Genomic DNA, 26,581 nt, shown 5'->3' with positions numbered 1-26,581 from the left:
GTTGGGGGCTAAGACCAGGATTTCAAGGGCGCACCCATTCCTCAATTTTGAAATGTGCGCGGGCGGTGGCAATCGGCTCCGCTGCGGTGCTTTGCCAGGCAGTGATCGCCACATTCGCCACCCGCCGGCCTTGGCGCCACACCTGGCATTTGGCGTAGGTGTCGCGAAACTGCCCGGCGCGCAGGTAATCCAGGGAAAAATCGATGATTTTCGGCAAGCCCGGCGCGCCGGTAAATACCAGCAAATGCAACGCCGCCGACAGCTCCATAAAACCTGCGATCACGCCACCGTGCAGCGCCGGTAATATCGGGTTACCAATATTGTCCTTGTTGGCCGGCAGGCGGAACAGCAGCTCATCCCCGAGCCTTGAGCATTCAATGCCGATCAACTTGGCGTAAGGCACCAGGTTGAGCAGCGCCTCATAGTCACCGCGCTGATGGGCCTGTTCGAGGCGGGTCTTGAATCGATGCGTCATGCCTGGTCTCCCTTGATCGAGTTGCCGAGCCCTTGCGTGCCCTTGAGGCGCTTGCCCATGCGCATGAAGGTGCCCACCACGTGGGCGATGGGCTGTTGCGGGTCATCCTGGTAAGCGAACCCACGGGTGAAGATCACGTCGGTGGTCACCCGGTAGCACTGTGCAAAGCCATATACCGGCTTATGCGGCTCGGCGGGATGCATATAGTCGACGCGCAAATCCAGGGTCGGGCACACCTCGAACTCCGGCAGCACGCACAGCGTGGCCATGCCGCAGGCAGTGTCCATCAATGAGGTCAGCGCGCCGCCGTGAATTACTCCGGTTTGAGGGTCGCCGACGATATGCGGGCCGTAAGGCAGGGCCAGCGTCATGCCCTCCTGGCTGGCGGCATGGACAATGATGCCCAGCACCTGGCAATGGCGCAGGGCCGAAACAAAGCGTGTGGCACGCTCTAACAAGGCATTTTCGGTCATGTGTTCAGACTCTTATTAGTGCGGGTTTACGCAGTATGGGGTTAGGGCTAAAAGTTCCTTGGCGGTGGTGTTTTATATATCTTTGAAACAAAAGGAACTAATGCTGGCCGTCTAAGCTCGAAAGGCCAGTAGATATATCCATAAGGAGAAACACCCCATGCGCAAGACTTTAGCTATTTCCATGATGTTGGCCGCTGCCCTCGGTCTCGCTGCCTGCGATAAGAAATCCGAAGACAAAGCCCAAGATGCTCAATCGCATGCTGAGCAAGCTCAGAAAGACATGGCCAAAGCACAGGATAAAGTGAACGACGCGGCAAAAGAAAACGCCGATGCTGCCAAAGCTCAGGCTGATGCGAACGCTGAAAAAGCGAAAGAAGACGGCACCGCTACTCCAACAGCACCTGCCAAGCCTTAATAGCCTGGTCTTTGCTGCAAAAAGAAAGCCCGCTTATAGAGCGGGCTTTTCTTTGTCTGCGGTTTAATAAAGCCGGACTAACACCGGTGCTTCCAGTTAAGACACGGCGTCTTTAGCCGGCTCAGCCACTGGCATATCGGTCGGCGTGTAGACCATCACCTGCAATACGTCGGAATGAAACTCGCGGCGATACAGCACCAGCACCACCCCGCTGCTCATCAGCATGAACAACCAGGGGCTGACAAACCAGGCCAGCATGGTCATGCCGAAGTAATACGAACGCAGACCAAAGTTGAACTGGTTGGCCGCCATCGAAATCACCCGCGCCGCCCGCAGGGCAAATGCTTTGCGTTCCTGCTCCGACACATGCCGCTCACCGATCATCGGCGCCGACCCCACCAGCACGGCGGCAAAATTGTATTGGCGCATGCACCAACTGAACGTGAAGAACGCATAGACGAACACCAGCGCCAGGCACAGCAGCTTGATTTCCGACATGCCCTGGGACGCCTGCTGCACCATGGGAATGTCCGCCAGTAACGATACTGCGCGCTCGGACGCGCCCAGTACAGTGAGAATACCCGCGAGGATAATCAACGTACTGGACGCGAAGAACGAGGCGTTGCGCTCCAGGTTGCCGATCACGCTGGCGTCGGCAATCCGGTTATCACGCAGCAGCATGCGGCGCATCCAGTCTTCGCGATACAGGTGCAGCACGCTGGCCAGGCAGGCGGTGTCACGGGCTTTCCAGCTGGCATAACGGGTGTAACCACCCCAGCACAGGGCGAACCAGAAGGCGGCCAGCAGATGGATTTGGTTGGTTTCGATGAACGACATGCGCGGGCCTTATGCTCGGTATATGGATATTAATGCGATCTAAATGTGGGAGCGGGCTTGCTCGCGAATACGGTGTGTCAGTCGCCTGATGCATTACTGATCCACCGCATTCGCGCGCAAGCCCGCTCCCACACTGACCGTATTCCACACTTTAGAGGGTGTGGTCTTGCAGGCATAAAAAATGCCCCGTATCGATTGATACGGGGCATTTCCGTGAAGCGTGCGGCGCAGGTCAGGCGATCGCTTCGCTGCGCTTGCCGAGCATGCGGTCAACCACTACCGCCACGCCCAACGTCATCACCGACGGCACCAGCCACGCCAGGCCTTGCTCACTCAGCGGCAGGTGCGCCAACTGCGCAGGCATCCAATCGGCAAGGCCAGCGCCCTTGAGCGCATCGATGCAACCAAAGATGAACGACACCAGCATCACCGGGCCAACAATACGGCCCTGCTCCTGCCAGAAGTCTTTGCAGAAGCTCAGGGCCACCAGCACGATGCACGGCGGGTAGATCGCGGTAAGTACCGGGATCGAGAAGGCAATCAGCTTGGTCAGGCCCAGGTTGGACACGAACAGCGAGAACAGCGCCAGAATCACCACCAGCGTCTTGTAAGACAGTGGCAGGACCTTGCTGAAGTACTCGGCGCAGGCGCAGGTCAGGCCCACGGCGGTGACCAGGCACGCCAGGGAGATCAGCACGGCGAGGAAGCCGCTGCCCAGGGAGCCGAAGGTGTGTTGCACGTAAGCGTGCAGCACGGCTGCGCCATTGCTGGCACCGGCCGCCACTGCGTGGCTGCCCGAACCCAGGCGGAACAGGCTGATGTACACCAGCGCCAGGCCCACGCCGGCAATCAGGCCAGCAATGATCGCATAGCGAGTGATCAGCTTTGGAGACTCAACACCACGGGAGCGAATCGCGTTGACGATGACGATGCCGAATACCAGCGCGCCGAGGGTATCCATGGTCAGGTAACCATTGATAAACCCCTGGGAGAACGGTGCAGCCACGTATTCCGGGGTAGCAACACCGACATCACCGGCCGGCAAGGCAAACGCAGCGATGCCCAGCACGGCCAGGGCGATGATCTTCAACGGTGCAAGGAAACGCCCTACGGTGTCCAGCAGACGCCCCGGGTACAGGGAAATGAAGAACACCAGCAGGAAGTACACCGAGCTGTAGAGGAACAACGCCAGCGGGCTCTCGCCGGTCAGCGGCGCCAGGCCGACTTCAAACGAAACGGTCGCGGTGCGCGGGGTGGCGAACAGCGGGCCTACCGCCAGGTACGCCGCCGCCGCCAGCAAGCCACCGGCGATCTTGCCGATCGGGCTGCTCAACGCGTCCATGCCGCCGCCGACTTTGGCCAGGGCAATCACGGTAACCACCGGCAAACCGACCGCGGTGATCAGAAAGCCCAGCGCTGCCATCCAGACGTGCGGCCCGGACTGCAAACCAACGATAGGCGGGAAGATGATGTTGCCGGCGCCCACGAACAGGGCAAACGTCATAAAGCCTAACGCCAGGATGTCCTGGCTTTTCAACACTTTCATTTCAGGAAATACCACACTACTGAATCGGAATTTAGAGAGGGATTCCCTGTGGATGAGGGAACTGCTGCCGACCCTGATGGGGGCCGACCGGTCTAGCGCGCGGCTTCCTTTTGGGAGGCGGACGCATAAAGAGGCGGCTAGAGTACAGAATTAAGCCGACAAACGCACTGTTGCGGGGCGGACTGTCCGATAAGCGACATCCAAATGTCGCGTTTTCGTACTTAAATTTGGCAATACCGGCCCATTTTGATCTTCACCAACCTCCAGAATGCACAAAGGCCACCCGAAGGTGGCCTTTGTGTGGTGAAGCGTCAGCTAAGCGCGAGGCTTACTTGACAGCCCAACCGGTCAGCTCGGACAAAGCCTTGCCGATGTCTGCCAGCGAACGCACGGTTTTAACGCCTGCGTCTTCCAGGGCAGCAAACTTCTCGTCTGCAGTGCCCTTGCCGCCGGAGATGATTGCGCCAGCATGGCCCATGCGCTTGCCCGCAGGGGCAGTCACACCAGCGATGTAGGAAACAACCGGCTTGGTCACATTGGCCTTGATGTAGGCAGCCGCTTCTTCTTCAGCCGAACCGCCGATCTCACCGATCATGACGATCGCTTCGGTCTTCGGGTCTTCCTGGAACAGCTTCAGGATGTCGATGAAGTTGGAGCCTGGGATCGGGTCACCGCCGATGCCGACGCAAGTCGACTGACCGAAACCGGCGTCAGTCGTCTGCTTCACAGCTTCGTAGGTCAGGGTGCCGGAACGCGAAACGATACCGACTTTGCCTGGCAAGTGAATGTGACCTGGCATGATGCCGATCTTGCATTCGCCTGGGGTGATCACGCCTGGGCAGTTAGGGCCGATCAGGACTACACCCAGCTCGTCGCACCGAACTTTAGCTTCCAGCATGTCCAGGGTAGCAATGCCTTCGGTGATGCATACGATCAGCTTGATACCGCCCAATGCCGCTTCCAGGATCGAATCCTTGCAGAAAGGCGCGGGAACGTAGATAACGCTGGCGGTGGCGCCAGTGGCAGCTACAGCCTCTTTCACGGTGTTGAACACTGGCAGGCCCAGGTGCTCGGTGCCGCCTTTGCCCGGAGTTACGCCGCCAACCATCTTGGTGCCGTATTCGATGGCTTGCTGGGTGTGGAAACTACCTTGCGAACCGGTAATACCCTGGCAGATAACTTTGGTGTCTTTATTGATCAGGACGCTCATTATTTGCCCTCCGCAGCTTTGACAACTTGTTGAGCAGCGTCGGTCAGGCTGGTAGCCGCGATGATGTTCAAACCGCTTTCTGCCAGTACTTTAGCGCCCAGTTCAGCGTTGTTACCTTCAAGGCGAACAACAACCGGGATTTTAACGCCGACTTCTTTCACTGCACCGATGATGCCTTCGGCAATCATGTCGCAACGAACGATCCCGCCGAAGATGTTGACCAATACTGCTGCGACGTTGGAGTCGGACAGGATGATCTTGAACGCTTCGGTCACACGTTCTTTGGTAGCACCACCGCCTACGTCGAGGAAGTTGGCTGGTTTGCCGCCATGCAGGTTGACGATGTCCATGGTACCCATGGCCAGGCCAGCACCGTTGACCATGCAACCGATGTTACCTTCCAGGGCTACGTAGTTCAGTTCGAACTTGGCAGCGTGCGCTTCGCGCGGATCGTCTTGCGACGGATCGTGGAAAGTCTTCAGCTTAGGCTGACGGTACATGGCGTTGGCGTCGATGTTGATCTTGGCGTCGAGGCAGTGCAGATCGCCGTCAGCCTTGATCACCAGCGGGTTCACTTCCAGCAGGGCCAGATCGTGATCCTGGAACAGTTTGGCCAGACCTACGAAGATCTTGGCGAACTGGGCAACTTGCTTGCCTTCCAGACCCAGCTGGAAAGCCAGCTCGCGACCCTGGAATGGCTGAGCGCCAACCAGTGGATCGATAGTGGCTTTCAGAATTTTTTCTGGGGTTTCTTCGGCGATCTTCTCAATGTCCACGCCACCTTCGGTGGAGGCCATGAACACGATGCGACGGCTCGAACGGTCAACGACAGCGCCCAGGTACAGCTCTTTAGCGATATCAGTGCACGATTCAACCAGGATCTTGGTGACTGGCTGGCCATTGGCATCAGTCTGGTAAGTCACCAGACGCTTGCCCAGCCACTGCTGTGCGAAGGCCTTGGCGTCTTCTTTGCTGCGAACCAGCTTAACGCCGCCCGCTTTACCGCGACCACCAGCGTGGACCTGGGCTTTGACAACCCATTCGGTACCACCGATTTTGTCGCAAGCTTCTGCTGCTGCTTCCGGGGTGTCTACTGCGTAACCCTTGGATACTGGCAGGCCGTATTCAGCGAACAGCTGCTTACCCTGATACTCGTGAAGATTCATGCTTTTTACCGTCTTCGTTAGGTACTGCGCATTCGGCGCTGCGCTCATTATGAGTGCCGCGCCACCTGTGACTGCTGCTTGCACAACTTGCTGGGCTTAACACCCGTAAAGCTGTGCAAGGCTGCGTCCAGCGGATATTCCGCGGTGAGTCTTGCGCGCAAGGCTCACGACGGGCAACTCCGCCGTGGTTTCTTATTATCTCGCTTAGCGCTTCTTGCGGTTGGCGATGTGGATGGCGCCGCCATTCACAGCCAACGCTGCTTCGTGCAACGCTTCGGACAGGGTCGGATGGGAGAAGACCATCATGCCCAGGTCTTCGGCACTGGTGCCGAATTCCATGCCGATCGCGCCTTGCTGAACCAGTTCTGCAGCGCTCGGGCCAATCACGTGGACGCCCAATACGCGGTCAGTCTTGGCATCAGCGATGACTTTGACAAAACCACCGGTGTCGTTAGCTGCCATGGCACGGCCAGAAGCGGCAAACGGGAAGGTGCCGACGTTAACTTCAACGCCTTCAGCTTTCAACTGCTGTTCGTTTTTACCGACCCATGCAATTTCCGGGTGGGTGTAGATAACCGATGGGATCAGGTCGTAGTTCATCTGGGTTTTGTGACCCTTGATGCGCTCGACAACCATGATGCCTTCTTCGGAAGCCTTGTGCGCCAGCATCATGCCGCGCACCACGTCGCCAATGGCGTACACGCCTGGCACGGTGGTAGCGCAGTGATCGTCAACGTGAATGAAGCCACGCTCGTCGATGTTCACGCCGCTGTCGGAAGCCAGCAGGTCAGCAGTCACCGGACGGCGGCCCACAGCTACGATCAGCTTGTCGAAAGTGATGGTCTGCTCGCCTTCTTTATCGGTGTAGGTCACAACGACTTCTTCGCCGTTGACCTTGGAACCGGTAACACGGGCGCCCAGCTTGATGTCCAGACCTTGTTTGGTCAGGGTTTTCAGCGCTTCTTTGGACACGGCGGTGTCAGCAGCCAGCAGGAACGTGTCCAGGGCTTCCAGCACAGTCACTTCAGAACCCAGGCGCGACCATACCGAACCCAGTTCCAGGCCGATTACGCCAGCGCCAATCACGCCCAGACGCTTGGGAACCGATTGGAATTCCAGGGCGCCGGTCGAATCAACGATCACGTTCTGGTCAACTGGAGCAGGCGGAATGTCGATTGGACGCGAACCCGGTGCCAGGATCACGTTTTCGGCTTCGATGACTTCAACCGAGCCGTCCGGCTTGGTGATTTCAACTTTCTTGCCGGCCAGCAGTTTGCCGTGGCCTTGCAGGGAAGTGACGCCGTTGGCCTTGAACAGGGTGGCAACGCCGGAAGTCAGGCCTTTAACGATGTTGGCTTTACGGCCGACCATTGCTGGCACGTCCATGGTCACGCCAGCATGGTTGATGCCGTGGATCGCGAAACCGTCCTGGGCTTCGTGGAATTTCCAGGAGCTGTCCAGCAGCGCCTTGGAAGGAATGCAACCGACGTTCAGGCAAGTACCGCCCAGCGCCAGTTTGCCTTCCTTGTCGGTGTATTTTTCGATGCAAGCAGTCGAGAGGCCCAGTTGTGCGGCCTTGATCGCGGCAACGTAGCCGCCAGGACCGGCACCAATCACTACAACGTCAAATTTCTGTGTCATGAAAATAGATCCTCTATTTGCGACAAGCTTCTAGCCACACGTTGCAAGCCAAGCTGCTTGTTCCTACAGCTTGTAGCTCGCAACGTGAAGCTGCTTCTATCAGATATCCAGCAGCAGACGAGCCGGGTCTTCCAGCAGGTTCTTGATGGTTACCAGGAAAGTCACGGCTTCTTTACCATCGATCAGGCGGTGATCGTACGACAGCGCCAGGTACATCATCGGGCGGATCACGACTTGGCCGTTGATGGCCATCGGACGCTGGATGATGTTGTGCATGCCCAGGATCGCAGCTTGCGGCGGGTTGACGATCGGGGTCGACATCATCGAACCGAAGGTACCACCGTTGGTGATGGTGAAGGTACCGCCGGTCATCTCGTCGATGGTCAGCTTGCCGTCACGGGCTTTCTTGCCGAAGCCGGCGATGCCGCCTTCGATTTCAGCCAGGCTCATCAGCTCGGCGTTACGCAGAACCGGTACTACCAGGCCACGGTCGCTGGACACGGCAACGCCGACGTCTGCATAGCCGTGGTAAACGATGTCGCTGCCGTCGATGGAAGCGTTGACTGCCGGGAAGCGTTTCAGCGCTTCGGTGGCCGCTTTGACGAAGAACGACATGAAGCCCAGGCGCACGCCATTGTGGGACTTCTCGAACAGATCCTTGTACTTCGAACGCAGGGCCATGACTTCGGTCATGTCGACTTCGTTGAAGGTGGTCAGCATCGCCATGTTCGACTGTGCTTCAACCAGACGCTTGGCCACGGTGGCACGCACGCGGGTCATCGGCACGCGCTTCTCGGTGCGGTCGCCAGCAGCGAACACAGGCGCAGCGGCAGCAGGTGCTGCAGCCTTGGCCGGTACGGCAGCCGGAGCGTTTTTCTTGGCTTCAACAGCCGCAACCACGTCTTCCTTGGTGACGCGGCCGTCTTTGCCGGTGCCCTTGAGGGACGCCAGGTTGATGCCGTTTTCTTCAGCCAGCTGACGCGCAGCCGGTGCAGCGATCGGGTCTTCACCACCCGCAGCCGGAGCGGCAGCAGCAGGTGCGGCAGCTGGAGCAGCAGCGGCGGCCGGAGCAGGTGCAGCAGCGCCGCCCGCTTCGATCGAGCCCAGGATCTGGTTCGACAGGACGGTAGCGCCCTCTTCAGCCACGATCGCGCCCAGCACGCCGTCAGCTTCGGCCAACACTTCCAGAACGACTTTGTCGGTCTCGATGTCGACGATCAGGTCGTCACGCTTTACAGCGTCGCCTGGTTTCTTGTGCCAGGTGGCAACGGTGCCATCGGCAACCGATTCCGGGAATGACGGGGCTTTGATTTCGATAGCCATTATCTGTGGGTCCTTAAAATTCGGTTTCAGTCAGCGCGAAGGCGTTAAACAGTGAAAGCATCTTGCAGCAGTTTTTCCTGCTGCTCGGCGTGCATCGACGCATAACCACACGCAGGTGCAGCAGAAGCATCACGACCGGCGTACTCCAGGCCCAGGCCTGTTTTGTGGTTACCGATGCTGCGACGCAAATGATGCTGGCTGCTGTACCACGCGCCCTGGTTCATCGGTTCTTCCTGGCACCACACCGCATGGGTGAGGTTGGTGTAAGGCGCGATGGCCTCCATCAGGTCGTCTTCCGGGAACGGGTAAAGCTGCTCGATACGCACGATGGCGATGTCTTCGCGGCCTTCGGCACGGCGTTTTTCCAGCAAGTCGTAGTAAACCTTGCCGCTGCACAGGATCAGGCGAGTGACCTTGGCTGCGTCCAGGGTGTCGATTTCTGGAATCACGGTCTGGAACGAACCGTCGGCCAGATCTTCCAGGGTCGAGATGGCCAATTTGTGACGCAACAGCGATTTCGGGGTCAGCACTACCAGCGGCTTGCGCAGCGGGCGGATCACCTGGCGACGCAGCAAGTGGTAGATCTGGGCCGGCGTAGTCGGCACGCACACCTGGATGTTGTGCTCGGCGCACAGCTGCAGGTAACGCTCCAGACGGGCCGAGGAGTGCTCCGGACCCTGACCTTCATAACCGTGTGGCAGCAGCATGGTCAGACCGCACAGACGGCCCCACTTGTGCTCGCCGCTGGTGATGAACTGGTCGATAACCACCTGGGCACCGTTGGCGAAGTCGCCGAACTGGGCTTCCCAGATCACCAGCGCCTGTGGCGTGGTGGTCGAGTAACCGTATTCGAACGCCAGTACGGCTTCTTCGGACAGGAACGAATCGTACAGGTCGAAACGTGGCTGGCCTTCGTACAGGTTCTGCAACGGGATGTAGGTGCCCGCATCTTTCTGGTTGTGCAACACAGCATGACGGTGCGAGAACGTACCGCGGCCGATGTCCTGGCCGGTCATGCGGATCGGGTGACCTTCGAACGCCAGGGTCGCGTACGCCATGGTTTCGGCGTAACCCCAGTTGATCGGCAGGCCGCCGGCTTGCATCTTCTGACGGTCTTCGTAGATCTTCGCAACCTGGCGCTGCACCACGAAGCCATCTGGAATTTCCAGCAGCTTGGCGGACAGTTCCTGCAGGGTCTTGAGGTCGAACGAAGTGTCGTGACGCGCCGTCCAGGCGTGGCCCAGGTAGGGGCGCCAGTCCACGAACAGCTCTTTGTTCGGCTCTTTAACCAGGCTTTTCACTACATGCAGGCCGTTGTCCAGCGCGTTGCGGTATTCATCGATTTTCGCCTGAACACGCGCATCGTCAACCACGCCGGCCGTAATCAGGCTGTCGGCGTACAGTTCACGGGTGGTGCGCTGCTTGGTGATCTGCTGGTACATCAACGGCTGGGTGCCGCTCGGCTCATCCGCTTCGTTGTGACCGCGACGGCGGTAGCAAACCAGGTCGATGACCACGTCACGCTTGAACTGCATGCGGTAGTCGATGGCGAGCTGGGTCACGAACAACACGGCTTCCGGATCATCACCATTCACATGGAGGATCGGCGCCTGGATCATCTTGGCAACGTCGGTCGCGTACTCGGTCGAGCGCGCGTCGAGCGGGTTGCTGATGGTGAAACCGACCTGGTTGTTGATGACGATGTGAACCGTACCGCCGGTCTTGAAGCCGCGGGTCTGCGACATCTGGAACGTTTCCAGGACCACGCCTTGACCGGCGAATGCCGCGTCACCGTGGATGGAAATCGGCAGGACTTTCTCACCGGTGGAATCGTTACGACGATCCTGACGGGCACGCACCGAACCCTCGACCACTGGCGAAACGATTTCCAGGTGGGACGGGTTGAAGGCCATGGCCAGGTGAACTTCACCGCCGGTGGTCATTACGTTGGACGAGAAGCCCTGGTGGTATTTAACGTCACCGGAACCCAGCTCGACCTTCTTCTTGCCTTCGAACTCGTCGAACAGTTCACGCGGGTTCTTGCCGAAGGTGTTGACCAACACGTTCAGGCGACCACGGTGAGCCATGCCGATCACGACTTCCTTGGTGCCATAGGAACCGGAACGCTGGATCAGCTCGTCGAGCATTGGAATCAGGCTTTCGCCGCCTTCCAGGCCGAAACGCTTGGTGCCCGGGTATTTGGTGCCCAGGTATTTCTCGAGGCCTTCGGCCGCGGTCACGCGCTCCAGCAAGTGGCTGCGCACGTCGGCGGACAAAACCGGACGGCCACGCACACCTTCCAGACGATGCTGGAACCAGTGGCGCTGCTCGGAATCGGTGATGTGCGTAAATTCAGCGCCGATGGTGCGGCAATATGTCTGCTGCAACGCTTCGTGAATTTCGCGTAGGCTCGCTTCCTCTTTGCCGATGAACAGGTCGCCGGCACGGAAGGTCGTATCAAGATCGGCATTGGTCAAGCCGTAATGATTGATCGACAGGTCAGCAGGTGCAGGACGCTTCCAGAGCCCCAGCGGGTCAAGCTGGGCCGCCTGGTGGCCACGCATCCGGTAAGCCTGGATCAGTCGCAATACTTCAACTTGCTTCTTCTCATGCTCGCTGCTCACGCTACCGGCGGAAACCGGTTGGGCGCGGCGCTGGTTCTTTGCCAGCAGCACAAATTGATCGCGAATTGTTGCGTGCGATACATCGGTGGCAGCGTTGCCGTCTGAAGACAACGTCTGAAATTTGGTGCGCCATTCTTCTGGCACAGCGTTAGGGTCGTGCAGGTAGAGCTCATAAAGCTCTTCCACATAGGCAGCGTTACCACCTGAAAGATAGCCGCTGTTCCACATGCGCTGCATCACGCTTTCTTGCATGCTTGGTCACCCTCGATTTGGGGACACCACCGGCGAAAACACCGAGTTTGCTTGCAAAAGGCCAAGTGCAGCGACCAAAACAAGCCACTTAGGATCACGCTGATAGTTCGGGTACCAACCCGAATGCCCCTGCTTGTCTCATTTCTTCAAAATAAGAGCTGCGGCTTTGTAAGTCGCTGCTCAAGTTAAAACTACGGCGCCGGTTGAAGCCTGCGCCGTAGCATTTACGGGCACAACGGTCCTGCTTTGCTACAACGTCGCTTACACGCCGCTTTGCAGCAGCATGTTACGGATGTGACCAATGGCCTTAGTCGGGTTCAGGCCTTTGGGACATACGTTGACGCAGTTCATGATCCCGCGGCAGCGGAATACGCTGAACGGGTCATCCAGTGAAGCCAGACGCTCGGACGTCTTGGTGTCACGGCTGTCTGCCAGGAAGCGGTACGCTTGCAGCAGGGCAGCTGGACCCAGGAACTTGTCCGGGTTCCACCAGAAGGACGGGCACGAGGTCGAGCAGCAAGCGCACAGGATGCACTCGTACAGACCGTCGAGCTTTTCACGCTCTTCAGGGGACTGCAGACGCTCGATGGCCGGAGCCGGCGTGTCGTTCTGCAGGAACGGCTTAACTTTCTCGTATTGCTTGTAGAAGATGCTCATATCGACCACCAGGTCACGGATAACCGGCAAACCTGGCAGTGGACGAACGATCAGCTTGTTACCCTTAACAACAGCAGACAGCGGCGTGATGCACGCCAGGCCGTTCTTGCCGTTGATGTTCATGCCGTCGGAGCCACAAACGCCCTCACGGCAAGAGCGACGGTAGGAAAAACCTTCGTCCTGCTCTTTGATCAGTGCCAGTACATCCAGCACCATCAGGTCTTTACCACCGGTATCGACCTGAAATTCCTGCATGAACGGCGCGGCGTCCTGATCAGGGTTGTAGCGGTAAACACTGACTTTCAACATGGCAGCCACCCTTAGTAAGTCCGAATCTTCGGTTCAAACGTCGGCACCGTCTTCGGCGAGAAGTTCACGGCACGTTTGGTTACGCGCTTGTCACCCGGGAAGTACAGGGTGTGGCACAACCAGTTTTCGTCGTCGCGATCTTCAAAGTCTTCACGGGCGTGGGCACCACGGGATTCTTTACGAACCTCGGCGGCGATCGCAGTGGCTTCAGCCACTTCCAGCAGGTTTTGCAGCTCAAGGGCTTCGATACGAGCGGTGTTGAACGCCTGGCTCTTATCGTTGATCTTGACGTTGGCGATGCGCGTGCGCAGGTCGGCCAGCTGGGCAATACCCTTCTGCATGTATTCGCCGGTACGGAATACACCGAAGTAGTTCTGCATGCAGCTTTGCAGTTCGCGACGCAGGGTAGCCACGTCTTCGCCATCGGTACGCTCGTTCAGAGCGTTCAGGCGCGCCAGGGCGGCCTCGATGTTGGCGTCGGTGGCGTCATCGTATTCGATGCCGTCGGTCAGGGCTTTTTCCAGGTGCAGGCCGGCAGCGCGACCGAATACCACCAGGTCGAGCAGCGAGTTGCCGCCCAGGCGGTTGGCACCGTGTACCGATACGCAGGCCACTTCGCCTACGGCGAACAGACCGTGGATGATCTCGTCCACGCCGTCGGCGTTCTGGGTGATCGCCTGGCCATGAATGTTGGTCGGCACGCCGCCCATCATGTAGTGGCAGGTTGGAACAACCGGCACCGGAGCAAGCACCGGGTCAACGTGCGCAAAAGTCTTGGACAGTTCGCAGATGCCTGGCAGGCGGCTGTGCAACACTTCCTCACCGAGGTGATCGAGTTTGAGCAGTACGTGGTCGCCGTTCGGGCCACAGCCGTTGCCGGCGATGATTTCCTTAACCATCGAACGGGCCACAACGTCACGACCGGCAAGGTCCTTGGCGTTCGGAGCATAACGCTCCATGAAACGCTCGCCGTGCTTGTTGATCAGGTAACCACCTTCACCACGGCAACCTTCTGTAACCAGTACACCGGCGCCGGCGATACCGGTCGGGTGGAACTGCCACATCTCAATGTCTTGTACCGGCACGCCAGCACGCAGGGCCATGCCGACGCCGTCACCGGTGTTGATCAGGGCATTGGTGGTCGACGCATAGATACGACCTGCACCGCCGGTTGCCAGTACAGTAGCCTTGGCGCGGATGTAGGTGGTTTCACCGGTTTCGATGCAGATGGCGATCACACCGACGAAGGCGCCGTCGGCGTTCTTCACCAGGTCAACCGCGTAGTACTCGTTCAGGAACGTGGTACCGGCTTTCAGGTTGCCCTGATAAAGGGTGTGCAACAGTGCGTGACCGGTACGGTCGGAAGCGGCGCACGTACGGGCAGCCTGCCCGCCTTTACCGTAATCCTTCGACTGGCCGCCGAATGGACGCTGGTAGATACGGCCTTGCTCGGTACGGGAGAACGGCAGACCCATGTGGTCCAGCTCGAACACCGCGGCCGGGCCTTCCTGACACATGTACTCGATAGCGTCCTGGTCACCGATATAGTCGGAACCCTTGACGGTATCGTACATGTGCCAGCGCCAGTCATCGTTCGGGTCGGCGGAGGCGATGGCGCAAGTGATGCCACCCTGGGCCGATACGGTATGGGAACGAGTCGGGAACACCTTGGTGATCACGGCAGTCTTGTGACCACCCTGGGCCAGCTGCAGCGCTGCGCGCATGCCGGCACCGCCGCCACCAATAATGATGGCGTCGAAGGAAATAGTTGGAATGTTAGCCATGAATCAGATACCCCAAAGAATCTGCACACCCCAGACGAAGTAAGCGAACATCGCAATGCCGCAGACTGCCTGGAAGAGAAAACGGACTGCAGTCGCGGACTTGCCCAGCGCCATTGGCGTGAGGTAGTCGGTCGCGATGGTCCACATGCCGACCCAGGCGTGAGCGCCCAGGGCTACAAGGGCCAGCAGGCTGAAGATTCGCATCGCATTGTGGGCAAACAGGCCATGCCATTGCTCATAGCCGATGCCCGGGTTTGCGACGAGGTATCCGATCAGGAAAATGAAATAAGCCGCGAGAACGACCGCAGACACACGCTGTGCCATCCAGTCATAGAGGCCCGAACGCGAAAGGTTCGTAACGCTGGTTACCATATCCAAACTCCTGCCAGAACGATCAGCACCACGGAAATGGCGATGATGATTTTCGAGCCCAGGCGGCCGCCTTCGAGCGTCTCACCGATACCCGCATCCATGATCAAGTGGCGCACACCGGCAACCAGGTGATACAGCAGAGCGGACAGGAGGCCCCATGCTACGAACTTGGCCAGCGGGCTGGTCAAGCATGCCTTCACCTCGGCGTATCCTTCCTCGGAACCCAGGGATTTGCTCAATGCATAAAGCATGATGCCCAAGCCCAGGAACAGGATGATGCCGGAAACACGGTGCAGGAACGACGTAACGCCGGTGATGGGGAGTTTGATGGTCCTTAGGTCTAGGTTTACAGGTCGTTGGCTATTCACGGCTTTTTTTCACACTGAAGAGCCCCTAACAATCAGGGCAAAGTTGTTGGGGAGTGCACTGGTCAGGTAAGCACCACCCAGGGAGTGCGACCCCCAATGAAAGCAAGCCCAAAAGCCCTTGGCGGTCGGTGGCCGAGTATAGACAGTTAGGTTACTAATGACAACGCGCACTCCTCACCCTAATAGCTGATTGCGCTGGCGGTATAAAAGGCGTAAATGGCAGTCAATTTCGACGAAAAAGTATGGTTAAAGCCTTCTGGAGCAAGACTTTAGGCAAATTGACATCTGGATTTATATCAATATAGTGGTGCGGGCCCTGCGTGGGGGGTCTGTCTGATGATTTGAAGCATAAATAGGAGGCCACATGGCTGACAAAAAAGCGCAGTTGATCATCGAGGGCGCAGCCCCCGTCGAGCTGCCCATTTTAACCGGCACCGTTGGTCCCGATGTTATCGACGTACGGGGCCTGACGGCCACGGGCCGTTTCACATTCGACCCAGGCTTCATGTCGACCGCCTCTTGCGAGTCGAAGATCACCTACATCGATGGTGACAATGGTATTTTGCTGCACCGCGGCTACCCGATCGAACAGCTTGCTGAACAGTCGGACTACCTGGAAACCTGCTACCTGCTGCTAAATGGCGAATTGCCAACAGCCGAGCAGAAAGCCCAGTTCGTCAGCACCGTGAAGAACCACACCATGGTTCACGAGCAGTTGAAGACCTTCTTCAACGGCTTCCGTCGCGACGCCCACCCGATGGCCGTCATGTGCGGCGTAGTCGGCGCCCTGTCGGCCTTCTATCACGACTCCCTGGACATCAATAACCCGCAGCATCGCGAAATTTCCGCGATCCGCCTGGTTGCCAAGATGCCCACCCTGGCCGCAATGGTTTACAAGTACTCCATGGGCCAACCCATGATGTACCCGCGCAACGACCTGACGTACGCGGAAAACTTCCTGCACATGATGTTCAACACTCCGTGCGAGATCAAACCGATCAGCCCGGTGCTGGCCGCTGCGATGGACAAGATCTTCATCCTCCACGCCGACCACGAACAGAACGCCTCCACCTCTACCGTACGCCTGGCCGGCTCTTCGGGTGCCAACCCGTTCGCCTGTATTGCCGCCGGTATCGCCGCACTGTGGGGCCCTGCCCACGGCGGTGCGAACGAAGCCGTATTGACCATGCTGGATGAAATCGGCGATGTCTCGAACATCGACAAGTTCATCGCCAAGGCCAAGGACAAGAACGACCCGTTCAAGCTGATGGGCTTCGGTCACCGCGTCTACAAGAACCGTGACCCGCGCGCCACCGTGATGAAGAAGACCTGCGACGAAGTGTTGAAGGAACTGGGCATCAAGAACGATCCGCAACTCGAACTGGCCATGCGCCTGGAAGAGATCGCCCTGACCGACCCGTACTTCATCGAACGCTCGCTGTACCCGAACGTCGACTTCTACTCGGGGATCATCCTCAAGGCGATCGGCATTCCAACCAGCATGTTCACCGTGATCTTCGCCCTGGCACGTACTGTCGGCTGGATCTCGCACTGGAAAGAAATGCTCTCCAGCCCGTACAAGATTGGCCGTCCGCGCCAGCTGTACACCGGCTACGAGTCGCGTGATATCACCAAACTGGAAGATCGCAAGTAAGCATCTGATGGCTTGGTAATAAAAAGCGGCCTCCTTATCCAGGGAGGCCGTTTTTATTTGTGCAGCCTGATGATCGTTCCCACGCTCTGCGTGGGAATGCCTCCCGTGACGCTCCGCGCCCCATTGCGCAACATCTGAGGCCAGCGCCAATCGGGACGCAGAGCGTGCGTGGCTGCATTCCCACGCGGAGCATGGGAACGATCGGTGTAGAGGCATTTTATTGATGCAGGAGTTGAGAAACTGTTTTGTGAAATCCGTTACCAATAAAAGTAAAAAAATGCCCCGATCTCACGACCGGGGCATTTTTTGTAGCCGTTCCAAATATTAGTGGTTAACCGCCCCACTTGCCCCCAGGCCAGTCTGCGAACGCACAAACTGCGGGAAGTACAGCGCACGCTCTTTCTCTGCCGCCGCCGACTTGTCGGTGATCGAGAAGAACCAGATGCCGACGAACGCAATGATCATCGAGAACAGCGCCGGGTACTCGTAAGGGAAGATGGCTTTTTCATGGTGCAGGATCGACACCCAGATGGTCGGGCCGAGGATCATCAGGCCGACGGCGCTGATCAAGCCCAGCCAGCCGCCAATCATGGCGCCACGGGTGGTGAGGTTTTTCCAGTACATGGAAAGCAGCAGTACCGGGAAGTTACAGCTGGCCGCAATCGAGAATGCCAGGCCGACCATGAACGCAATGTTCTGGCTTTCGAACAGGATACCCAGGCCGATTGCCAACACGCCCAACGCCACGGTGGTGATCTTCGACACGCGAATCTCATCTTTGTCGTTGGCCTTGCCCTTCTTGATCACACTGGCGTACAGGTCATGGGACACCGCCGAAGCACCGGCCAGGGTCAAACCGGCAACCACTGCCAGGATAGTGGCAAACGCCACGGCCGAGATGAAGCCCAGGAAAATACTGCCACCCACCGCGTTGGCCAGGTGCACCGCCGCCATGTTGTTACCGCCGAGCAAGGCGCCAGCAGCATCCTTGAACGCCGGGTTGGTGCTCACCAGCAGAATCGCGCCGAAGCCGATGATGAACGTCAGGATATAGAAGTAGCCAATGAAACCGGTAGCGTACAGCACGCTCTTACGCGCTTCCTTGGCGTCGCTGACGGTGAAGAAGCGCATCAGGATATGCGGCAGGCCGGCCGTACCGAACATCAGCGCCAGGCCCAACGAGAATGCCGAAATCGGATCTTTCACCAGGCCGCCAGGGCTCATGATCGCCTCACCTTTAGGGTGAACCTTGATCGCCTCGGAAAACAGCATGTTGAAGTCGAAGTTGACGTGCTTCATCACCATCAGCGCCATGAACGAGGCACCGGACAGCAACAGCACCGCCTTGATGATCTGCACCCAAGTGGTCGCCAGCATGCCGCCGAACAGCACGTACATGCACATCAGGATACCTACCAGGATCACCGCGACGTGGTAGTCCAGGCCGAACAGCAGCTGGATCAGCTTGCCCGCCCCCACCATTTGCGCGATCAGGTAAAACGCCACCACCACCAGCGAACCACAGGCCGACAGGCTGCGGATCTGGGTTTGCCCGAGGCGATAGGACGCCACGTCGGCAAAGGTGTACTTGCCCAGGTTACGCAGGCGCTCGGCGATCAGGAACAGAATGATCGGCCAGCCCACCAGAAAGCCGATCGAGTAGATCAGCCCATCGTAGCCGGAGGTGAACACCAGCGCGGAAATCCCCAGGAAGGACGCCGCCGACATATAGTCACCGGCAATCGCCAGGCCGTTCTGGAAACCGGTGATCTTGCCGCCGGCCGCATAGTAGTCGGCCGCCGACTTGTTGCGTTTGGATGCCCAGTAAGTGATGCACAGCGTCGCGCCGACGAAGACCACGAACATCAGGATCGCTGCAACGTTCAGCGGTTGTTTGTGCACTTCACCGGTCAATGCATCCGCCGCCCAAACGGCGGGCGCAAAGACCGAAGCGCCAAGTACAGCCAATAGACGACGGATCATTGCGCAGCCTCCTTGAGAATCGCATTGTTCAGGTCGTCGAATTCGCCGTTGGCGCGTCGTACATAGATGCCGGTGAGGACAAAGGCCGAGACAATCAGGCCGACCCCGATGGGGATGCCCCAGGTGATGGATGAGCCGGGGCTGAGTTTGGCCCCCAGCACTTGTGGCCCGTAGGCAATCAACAGGATGAAAGCGGAGTAAAGCCCTAGCATGATCGCCGAGAGAATCCAGGCGAACCTTTCCCTTTTTCTGACCAGCTCCTTGAAACGCGGGCTGTTTTGAATCGAGAGGTAAATGCTGTCGTTCATTGTTTTTATCCTCGCAGCACAGCTTTTTATTATTTTGGAACATATCCACTGTATGCGGCTGCGGAACAGGTTCCAGACGACCTTAGTAGTAGATCGAGATGGCCACTTAGCAAGTTTTGCGGGCAACAAATAAACAACAGCCTGAATACAGGCAAAAAAATGTGGGAGCGGGCTTGCTCGCGAAGGCGGCGTATCAGTCAATGCATAGGCTGACTGATACACCCCAATTGCGGGCAAGCCCGCTCCCACATTGGGTTGTGGTGGGGCTTGTGAAGCGTCAGTGCTTTATTTGGCGGTCCACTCGGCCACACGTTCAGGGTGCTTGGCGACCCAATCCTTGGCCGCGGCATCAGGCTTGGCGCCCTCTTGAATCGCCAGCATGACTTCGCCGATTTCGTCCTTGGAGGCCCACTGGAATTTCTTCAGGAACGCGGCGACTTCCGGCGCTTTCTTTTCCAGGCCCTTGCTGCCGATGCTGTTGACGGTCTCAGCAGCACCATAAATCCCTTTTGGGTCGTCGAGGAAACGCAGTTTCCACTTGGCAAACATCCAGTGCGGCACCCAGCCGGTCACGGCAATGGATTCCTGCTTGTCTTCGGCGCGGGTCAGCTCGGCGATCATCGCGGCGCCCGAGCTGGCTTGCAGTTTGTAGTCCAGGCCATAGGCTTTGATCGCTTCGTCGGTCTTGAGCATCACGCCTGAACCGGCGTCGATGCCGACGATCTTGTTTTTGAAGGTGGTGTCGGTCTTGAGGTCTTCGATGGACTTGGCCTTGACGTACTCCGGCACGATCAAGCCGATCTTCGCATCCTTGAAGTTGGGGCCGTAGTCGACCACCTTGTCCTTGTTCTTGGTCCAATACTCACCGTGGGTCACAGGCAGCCAGGCGGACAGCATGGCGTCGAGCTTGCCGGTGGCGACGCCCTGCCACATGATCCCGGTGGCGACGGCTTGCAGTTTCACGTCGTAACCCAGTTTTTGCTTGATCACCTCGGCCGCCACATGGGTCGTGGCAACGCTGTCGGACCAACCATCTACATAGCCGATGCTCAGGGTTTTGCTGTCGGCGCTGGCCAGTGTGGAGCCCATCGCAACTACCAGAGTGGCAGCTGCGCCCAAGAGTCGTCGCATCTTCATAATACTTCCCCGAAAGTGCTGCGCCCGGCGGATGCCGAGCGACGTCAACCTGTTGTTATAGGGTGCATCGCGCCCCCTTCACGCGCGTCGATCACGGTGGTGCCCCGCCAGTGGAGTGCTGACACTTGGATCATCAACCTGCCGGGACCTTGGACCTGCTCTGTCAGCGACCTCGGGTAAGCAAGAAACGACATCACATCGCCAGCAGGATAGTTCCTAGGACTTGGCGTCAATTTCCCGCCCGAACTTTGCATGTCTAAATTATGCAGCCCCACTGGGACGGGCCAAATCCGGGTAAGATGCGCGCCTTTGCTCCCCCAGATAAGCTGACCATGCCCGCGACTGCCCGCTTCCCTGCCCTGCCCTATTTCTGCGCCTTGATCCTCGGCGTGCTTGCCCTTGTCGGCTACTGGTACGGCCTCGGCCGGCCGGTGGTGCTGCCGGATGTGGCCAGTGCCAGCCACAAGATGCAATGCGCGTCCTATACGCCGTTCGACAAGGACCAGTCGCCGTTCGACCAACCGTTCAAACTGCGCCCCGAGCGCATGGACGCCGACCTGGCACTGCTGGCCACCCGTTTTGAATGCATCCGCACTTACTCCATGACCGGCCTGGAAGCCCTGCCGGGCATGGCGCGCGCCCATGGTTTGAAGTTGATGGCCGGCGCCTGGGTCAGCAGTGACCCGGTGGCCACCGAAAAAGAAATCAAAGAACTGATTGCTGCTGCCAATGCCAACCCCGATGTGGTCACTTCGGTGATCGTCGGTAACGAGGCCCTGCTGCGCAAGGAAGTCACCGCCAAGCAGTTGGTGACGCTGATCCATCAGGTCAAAAGCCAGATCAAGCAGCCGGTCACTTATGCCGATGTGTGGGAATTCTGGCTGCAGCACCCGGAAATCGCCCCGGCGGTGGATTTCCTGACCATTCACCTGCTGCCCTACTGGGAAGACGACCCATCGGGCATCGATCAAGCCCTCAAGCATGTGGGTGATGTGCGCCAGACCTTCGGCAACAAATTCGCGCCTAAAGATGTGCTGATCGGCGAGACCGGCTGGCCCAGCGAAGGCCGCCAGCGCGAAACCGCGGTGCCAAGCCGGGTCAACGAGGCCAAGTTCATGCGCGGTTTCGTGGCCATGGCCGAAGCCAATGGCTGGCGCTACAACCTGATCGAAGCGTTTGACCAACCCTGGAAACGCGCCAGCGAAGGTGCCGTCGGTGGTTACTGGGGCCTGTTTGATGCCGACCGCCAGGATAAGGGCATTCTTGCCGGGCCGGTGAGCAACGTGCCGTATTGGCCGCTGTGGCTGGGCGTCGGCGGCCTGATCCTGCTGGGCACCCTGGCGCTGGGTGGTCGGGCGCGCAGCACCCGTGCCGCGCTGTTGCTGCCACTGCTCGGTGCAGTGGCGGCCTGCTCCATCGGCACCTGGGCTGAACTGACCCGCGTCACAGCGCGCTTCAACGATGAATGGGTGTGGGCAGGCTTGCTGGTGATGCTGAACCTGCTCGTGCTGGCCCATGCTGCACTGGCGCTGAGTGCCCGGGAAGGCTGGCGTGAACGGAGCTTCAACTGGCTGGAACAGCGCGCCGGCTGGCTGGTGGCAATCGCCGGGTTCGCAGGGGCAGTGATGATGCTGGCGCTGGTGTTCGACCCGCGCTATCGCAGCTTTCCAAGTGCGGCGCTGGTGTTGCCGGCTCTGGTTTACCTGGTTCGCCCGGTCACCGGCCCGCGTCGGGAGATTGCGCTGCTGGCCTTCATTATTGGCGCCGGCATTGCGCCGCAGCTGTATCGCGAAGGGTTGCTGAACCAGCAGGCGTGGGGTTGGGCGGTGGTCAGCGGGTTGATGGTGGTGGCTTTGTGGCGGTGCTTGCGGGTGCGTAAGGGCTGACATCGCCATCGCAGCGGTGCGACGATTCGACAAGCCAGCTCCCACATTCGACCGCATTTCAAGGGATGTACTCGGTCAATTGTGGGAGCGGGCTTGCTCGCGAATAGGCCCTATCCGACAACACGAGGCTTCCTGACCAATCGCAACCCCGCAATCACCACCGCAAACACCGCAAACGTGGTGTTATACAACGCCAGCGCCGGCAGCCCGAACACCATCCCCAGCACCGCCAACCCCCAGCCGACGCGGCCCGGCACAAAAAACGCCAGCACCGACGTCACCAACGCCGCCCAGCCCAACACCTTGAAGTGAATCATCAGCCCCAGGTTCGAGCGCAGCTGGCATTCCCAGCGGCTCGCCTCATCGACGCAGACCCCCACCCACTGGCCGTCTTCCATAAAACCGTAACGGGCGCCATAACTGGCGGCCAGCCATAACGGCAAGGCGATAAGCAGCAGGATAAGTGGCAAACGACGGGACATGGCGAACTCCGATAGGCAAAAACGGCGCTCAGCTTAATCCCACGGCGGCCGTTAGCAAGGTGTGTACGCAGATAACTGTTCATCAAGGCGCTGCAAAGTGTATCTTCTCGCTACTATTACCCCGATTCCGTGGTTTTTTCCGACTTTTAGTGCCGAGGGCTGGCACTTCGGTGGCAACGCGGTGGTCATAGCCTGCGAACTTCATTCAGCACGTTTCCTCTTAGGGATTAAGTCATGCTCCGTTCCTTGCGCTGCGCTGCCTTGCTGGGCAGCCTATTTTTGAGTGCGTCAGCACTGGCCGTCGATGTCGACCAGGCCACTTATGGCTTCCCTTTGACGAACCCGTTCGAGGCGACCATTGCCACCACCCCGCCGGACCTGCGGCCCAAATTGCCCAGCAACGACGAGATCAACCAGTCCGATTACACCCTCAACATGCGCCCAGAGCGTGAGTTCAGCCTGCCGGACAACTTCTGGGCAGTGAAGAAACTCACCTACCGCATCGCCAAACAGGACCACGCTGCGCCGCTGATCTTCCTGATCGCCGGCACGGGCGCCCGGTTTGACAGCAGCATCAACGAATACCTGAAAAAGCTCTATTACCAGGCCGGCTACCACGTGGTGCAGCTGTCATCGCCCACCAGCTTCGACTTCATCAGCGCCGCCTCGCGCTTCGCCACGCCGGGTATCACCCAGGAAGACGCCGAAGACATGTACCGCGTGATGCAAGCGGTGCGCGCGCAGAACGCCTCGCTGCCGGTGACCGACTACTACCTCACCGGCTACAGCCTCGGCGCCCTGGATGCAGCGTTTGTCAGCAAGCTCGACGAGACCCGCCGCAGCTTCAACTTCAAGAAAGTGCTGCTGCTCAACCCGCCGGTCAACCTCTACACCTCGATCACCAACCTGGACAAGCTGGTACAGACCGAGGTCAAGGGCATCAACAACACCACTACCTTCTATGAGCTGGTGCTGGCCAAACTGACGCGCTATTTCCAGCAAAAGGGCTACATCGACCTCAATGACGCCCTGCTCTACGACTTCCAGAACTCCAAGCAGCACCTGACCAACGAACAGATGGCCATGCTGATCGGCACCTCGTTCCGCTTCTCGGCGGCCGACATTGCCTTTACTTCGGACCTGATCAACCGCCGTGGCCTGATCATCCCGCCGAAATACCCGATCACCGAAGGCACCAGCCTCACGCCGTTCCTCAAGCGTGCACTGCAATGCGACTTCGACTGCTACCTCACCGAACAAGTGATTCCGATGTGGCGCGCCCGCTCCGACGGCGGCAGCCTGCTGCAACTGGTTGACCAGGTCAGCCTGTACGCACTCAAGGACTACCTGCACGACAGCCCGAAAATTGCAGTCATGCACAACGCCGACGACGTGATCCTCGGCCCTGGCGATCTGGGCTTCCTGCGTAAAACCTTCGGCGATCGCTTGACCGTCTACCCGCTGGGCGGCCATTGCGGCAACCTTAATTACCGCGTCAACGCCGACGCCATGCTGGAGTTCTTCCGTGGCTAAATATCTTTTGCTGCTCGCCGCGCTGATGTGCGCAGGCGTCGCCAATGCCGACAACAGCAAGGCCCACGAGCCGGTCAAGGTTGACTCCGATGGTTTCAAGGAGCCCTTGACCAAACTCAAGTTCAACCCAGGCCTGGACCAACGTGAGTTCGAGCGTTCATCGCTGACGGCACTTAACGTCTATGACCCGCTGGAGTCGTGGAACCGCCGCGTGTACCACTTCAACTACCGCTTCGACCAATGGGTGTTCCTGCCCGTGGTCAACGGCTACACCTACGTCACCCCAAGCTTCCTGCGCACCGGCGTGAGCAACTTCTTCAACAACCTGGGCGATGTGCCCAACCTGTTGAACAGCCTGCTGCAACTCAAGGGCCACCGCTCCCTGGAAACCACCGGGCGCCTGCTGCTCAACACCACCATCGGCATCGCCGGCCTGTGGGACCCGGCCACCGCCATGGGCCTGCCGCGCCAGAGCGAAGACTTCGGCCAGACCCTGGGTTTCTACGGTGTGCCGGGCGGCGCCTACCTGGTGCTGCCGATCTTCGGCCCTTCGAACCTGCGCGACACCACCGGCCTGATCGTCGACTACGGCGCCGAGACCGAGATCAACTTCCTCAACGTCTCCAAAGTCAGCGAAAACCACCCGGAAATCTGGGCCCTGCGCGCCGTCGACAAGCGCTACCAGACCAGCTTCCGCTACGGTCAGATGAACTCGCCGTTTGAGTATGAGAAGGTGCGCTACATCTATACCGAATCGCGCAAGTTGCAGATTGCCGAGTAAATCTGGCGACACAAAAAAGGCCATTCAACTGAATGGCCTTTTTTATTGCGTGTGTCCCGTCCTGAATAAGGTTTACACCTTCTGACCCAATCTCAGGAAGGCGTAATGAATTCAGGAAAAAGGCGCAGTCAGCGTGACTACTCGCTGACCTTTAAATTGTCAGTCGTCGATCAGGTCGAAAAAGGCGAGTTGAGTTATAAAGAGGCTCAAGAGCGCTACGGCATCCAGGGCAAATCTACGGTGTTGAACTGGCTACGCAGGCATGGTCGACAGAACTGGAGTCAAAGCGCGTCCATTCGTACCAAGAGATCCCGTTCCATGGATGAGCCCGACAAGCCGCTGACGCCCGAACAGCGAATCAAAGAGCTTGAAGAGCAACTCGCTCAAGCCAATCAGAAAGCTCAGTTTTTCGAAGCCGTTGTTGATGTACTCAAGAATGACTTTGGTGTCTCTGTCGTAAAAAAGCGATCCGGCAAGCCCTCTCCCAAAGGAAAGTCCAAGACCTGAGTATCAGCCGGGCTTGCCAGTTCATCGGGATATCCCGCCAGGCATATTACAAACGCATTCGAGCATGTAATGCTCGAGCCCTCCAGGCTCAGAAGGTTATGGGGTTCGTGCACGAAAAGCGCCTCAGACAACCTAGGCTTGGAACCCGAAAGCTTCATAACCTCATGCATAGCGAGCCCGAAGCCCCGGTAAAGGTTGGTCGAGACTGCCTTTTCGACATTTTGCGGGATCGCAGAGAGTTGGTTCCTCGAAAGCGGGCCTATCACAAAACGACAAACAGTCATCATCGCTTTCACAGGCACCCCAACCTGCTCAAAGAAGGGCCATCACAGGTAGTTGCTACGGCGCCAGAACAAGTTTGGGTAGCCGATATCACCTACTTGCCCACTCAAACGGGCGTGGCCTATCTGAGCTTGGTGACTGACGCCTACTCTCGGAAGATCGTGGGGCATCATGTTCACGAAAGCTTGCACACGGAGTCTGTGATTCAGGCATTCAGTAAAGCCCTCAAGTGCAGAAAAACAGAGCAAAACCTTGTTCATCACTCAGATCGAGGCATCCAATACTGCTCCGAGCTTTATCAGCGGCTGCATGTAAAGCACGGTATCCGGTGTTCTATGACCGATGGTTACGACTGCTACCAAAATGCTTTGGCCGAACGAGTGAACGGGATTTTGAAAACCGAGTTTCTCTTGCATCGGCCCAAAGATGCGGCTGAAGCCGCGCGAATGGTGGATCAATCCGTGCATATCTATAACAGTGAGCGGCCACATCTATCGCTGAAATACAAAACGCCCGATGCGGTGCATCGGGCGTTTTGAGGCTGAAATAGGTGTAAACCTATGTCAGGACTGGACA

General features: G+C 58.4%; 23 protein-coding genes. 6 read left to right on the top strand and 17 right to left on the bottom strand.

Annotated elements, in window-relative coordinates; translation table 11 throughout:
• Nucleotides 1-22: 22 nt before the first annotated feature.
• A complete protein-coding gene (locus tag BFP92_RS10950; protein WP_065929500.1) occupies nucleotides 23-475 on the bottom strand; it encodes a PaaI family thioesterase in 453 nt (150 codons plus the stop codon).
• Nucleotides 472-948: a PaaI family thioesterase gene (locus BFP92_RS10945; protein ID WP_065929499.1), complete on the bottom strand. Its 477-nt coding sequence runs from the start codon at nucleotides 946-948 to the stop codon at nucleotides 472-474. Before BFP92_RS10945 ends, BFP92_RS10950 begins: the two co-directional genes overlap by 4 nt.
• 157 nt (nucleotides 949-1,105) lie before the next feature.
• Between BFP92_RS10945 and BFP92_RS10940 the strand changes: the two genes are divergently transcribed.
• Complete coding sequence (locus BFP92_RS10940) at nucleotides 1,106-1,363, top strand: hypothetical protein (RefSeq protein WP_056859728.1); 258 nt, start codon at nucleotides 1,106-1,108, stop codon at nucleotides 1,361-1,363.
• Between the two features lie 96 nt (nucleotides 1,364-1,459).
• On the opposite strand, the gene BFP92_RS10935 is transcribed toward BFP92_RS10940, so the two are convergent.
• The 11 genes from BFP92_RS10935 to sdhC all read right to left on the bottom strand — a co-directional run bounded on the left by BFP92_RS10935 (nucleotide 1,460) and on the right by sdhC (nucleotide 15,452).
• Nucleotides 1,460-2,200: a DUF599 domain-containing protein gene (locus BFP92_RS10935; protein WP_056859729.1), complete on the bottom strand. Its 741-nt coding sequence runs from the start codon at nucleotides 2,198-2,200 to the stop codon at nucleotides 1,460-1,462.
• A 232-nt stretch (nucleotides 2,201-2,432) separates the two neighbouring features.
• Nucleotides 2,433-3,746, bottom strand: coding sequence for a branched-chain amino acid transport system II carrier protein (brnQ, locus tag BFP92_RS10930; protein WP_056859730.1), 1,314 nt, complete (start codon nucleotides 3,744-3,746; stop codon nucleotides 2,433-2,435).
• Nucleotides 3,747-4,074: 328 nt separating this feature from the next.
• Complete coding sequence (sucD, locus tag BFP92_RS10925) at nucleotides 4,075-4,956, bottom strand: succinate--CoA ligase subunit alpha (protein WP_065929498.1); 882 nt, start codon at nucleotides 4,954-4,956, stop codon at nucleotides 4,075-4,077.
• Nucleotides 4,956-6,122 (bottom strand): ADP-forming succinate--CoA ligase subunit beta, encoded by a 1,167-nt coding sequence (sucC, locus tag BFP92_RS10920; protein WP_003210567.1) that lies wholly within the window; start codon nucleotides 6,120-6,122, stop codon nucleotides 4,956-4,958. Before sucC ends, sucD begins: the two co-directional genes overlap by 1 nt.
• 204 nt (nucleotides 6,123-6,326) lie before the next feature.
• Nucleotides 6,327-7,763: a dihydrolipoyl dehydrogenase gene (lpdA, locus tag BFP92_RS10915; RefSeq protein ID WP_065929497.1), complete on the bottom strand. Its 1,437-nt coding sequence runs from the start codon at nucleotides 7,761-7,763 to the stop codon at nucleotides 6,327-6,329.
• Nucleotides 7,764-7,862: 99 nt separating this feature from the next.
• Nucleotides 7,863-9,086 (bottom strand): 2-oxoglutarate dehydrogenase complex dihydrolipoyllysine-residue succinyltransferase, encoded by a 1,224-nt coding sequence (gene odhB / locus BFP92_RS10910; protein WP_065929496.1) that lies wholly within the window; start codon nucleotides 9,084-9,086, stop codon nucleotides 7,863-7,865.
• A gap of 44 nt (nucleotides 9,087-9,130) precedes the next feature.
• Nucleotides 9,131-11,962, bottom strand: a complete 2,832-nt coding sequence (locus BFP92_RS10905) for a 2-oxoglutarate dehydrogenase E1 component (RefSeq protein ID WP_065929495.1) — start codon at nucleotides 11,960-11,962, stop codon at nucleotides 9,131-9,133.
• A gap of 261 nt (nucleotides 11,963-12,223) precedes the next feature.
• Nucleotides 12,224-12,928 (bottom strand): succinate dehydrogenase iron-sulfur subunit, encoded by a 705-nt coding sequence (locus BFP92_RS10900; protein ID WP_003172807.1) that lies wholly within the window; start codon nucleotides 12,926-12,928, stop codon nucleotides 12,224-12,226.
• Between the two features lie 11 nt (nucleotides 12,929-12,939).
• Entirely contained in the window at nucleotides 12,940-14,712 is a 1,773-nt protein-coding gene (gene sdhA / locus BFP92_RS10895; protein ID WP_065929494.1) for a succinate dehydrogenase flavoprotein subunit, read from the bottom strand.
• A gap of 3 nt (nucleotides 14,713-14,715) precedes the next feature.
• Nucleotides 14,716-15,084, bottom strand: a complete 369-nt coding sequence (sdhD, locus tag BFP92_RS10890) for a succinate dehydrogenase, hydrophobic membrane anchor protein (RefSeq protein WP_003233245.1) — start codon at nucleotides 15,082-15,084, stop codon at nucleotides 14,716-14,718.
• Nucleotides 15,078-15,452 (bottom strand): succinate dehydrogenase, cytochrome b556 subunit, encoded by a 375-nt coding sequence (gene sdhC, locus BFP92_RS10885; protein ID WP_016979564.1) that lies wholly within the window; start codon nucleotides 15,450-15,452, stop codon nucleotides 15,078-15,080. The genes sdhD and sdhC overlap by 7 nt, the downstream gene beginning before the upstream one ends.
• 364 nt (nucleotides 15,453-15,816) lie before the next feature.
• Here sdhC and gltA point away from each other — a divergent pair, with 364 nt between their 5' ends.
• Complete coding sequence (gene gltA, locus BFP92_RS10875) at nucleotides 15,817-17,106, top strand: citrate synthase (RefSeq protein WP_003210575.1); 1,290 nt, start codon at nucleotides 15,817-15,819, stop codon at nucleotides 17,104-17,106.
• Nucleotides 17,107-17,430: 324 nt separating this feature from the next.
• On the opposite strand, the gene BFP92_RS10870 is transcribed toward gltA, so the two are convergent.
• The 3 genes from BFP92_RS10870 to BFP92_RS10860 form a co-directional block, all read right to left on the bottom strand.
• Nucleotides 17,431-19,089: a cation acetate symporter gene (locus BFP92_RS10870; protein ID WP_065929493.1), complete on the bottom strand. Its 1,659-nt coding sequence runs from the start codon at nucleotides 19,087-19,089 to the stop codon at nucleotides 17,431-17,433.
• Nucleotides 19,086-19,397, bottom strand: a complete 312-nt coding sequence (locus tag BFP92_RS10865) for a DUF485 domain-containing protein (protein WP_065929492.1) — start codon at nucleotides 19,395-19,397, stop codon at nucleotides 19,086-19,088. Before BFP92_RS10865 ends, BFP92_RS10870 begins: the two co-directional genes overlap by 4 nt.
• 285 nt (nucleotides 19,398-19,682) lie before the next feature.
• A complete protein-coding gene (locus BFP92_RS10860; protein WP_056859736.1) occupies nucleotides 19,683-20,534 on the bottom strand; it encodes a glycine betaine ABC transporter substrate-binding protein in 852 nt (283 codons plus the stop codon).
• A 332-nt stretch (nucleotides 20,535-20,866) separates the two neighbouring features.
• Between BFP92_RS10860 and BFP92_RS10855 the strand changes: the two genes are divergently transcribed.
• Nucleotides 20,867-22,420 carry a glycoside hydrolase family 17 protein gene (locus BFP92_RS10855; RefSeq protein WP_065929491.1) on the top strand — a complete coding sequence of 518 codons (1,554 nt, stop codon included), beginning with the start codon at nucleotides 20,867-20,869 and terminating at the stop codon, nucleotides 22,418-22,420.
• A 110-nt stretch (nucleotides 22,421-22,530) separates the two neighbouring features.
• On the opposite strand, the gene BFP92_RS10850 is transcribed toward BFP92_RS10855, so the two are convergent.
• Complete coding sequence (locus BFP92_RS10850) at nucleotides 22,531-22,902, bottom strand: hypothetical protein (RefSeq protein WP_065929490.1); 372 nt, start codon at nucleotides 22,900-22,902, stop codon at nucleotides 22,531-22,533.
• A gap of 234 nt (nucleotides 22,903-23,136) precedes the next feature.
• Here BFP92_RS10850 and BFP92_RS10845 point away from each other — a divergent pair, with 234 nt between their 5' ends.
• The 3 genes from BFP92_RS10845 (at nucleotide 23,137) to BFP92_RS10830 (ending at nucleotide 26,544) form a co-directional block, all read left to right on the top strand.
• Nucleotides 23,137-24,435 (top strand): serine/threonine protein kinase, encoded by a 1,299-nt coding sequence (locus BFP92_RS10845; RefSeq protein WP_065929489.1) that lies wholly within the window; start codon nucleotides 23,137-23,139, stop codon nucleotides 24,433-24,435.
• Complete coding sequence (locus tag BFP92_RS10840; RefSeq protein WP_056857109.1) at nucleotides 24,428-25,216, top strand: MlaA family lipoprotein; 789 nt, start codon at nucleotides 24,428-24,430, stop codon at nucleotides 25,214-25,216. The genes BFP92_RS10845 and BFP92_RS10840 overlap by 8 nt, the downstream gene beginning before the upstream one ends.
• A gap of 105 nt (nucleotides 25,217-25,321) precedes the next feature.
• Nucleotides 25,322-26,544, top strand: a protein-coding gene (locus BFP92_RS10830; RefSeq protein WP_122527355.1) for an IS3 family transposase whose coding sequence is annotated in 2 segments (ribosomal slippage) — nucleotides 25,322-25,673 and nucleotides 25,673-26,544 — 1,224 coding nt in all. Because the reading frame shifts where the segments join, the coding sequence is not laid out codon by codon here.
• Nucleotides 26,545-26,581 lie beyond the last annotated feature (37 nt).

This window comes from Pseudomonas sp. 58 R 3 (genome assembly GCF_900006605.1).
In the GTDB taxonomy this organism is placed as follows: Bacteria; Pseudomonadota; Gammaproteobacteria; order Pseudomonadales; family Pseudomonadaceae; genus Aquipseudomonas; species Aquipseudomonas salomonii.
Note: the sequence above shows the minus strand (reverse complement) of the source record. Positions and strands in the feature narration are given on the sequence as shown.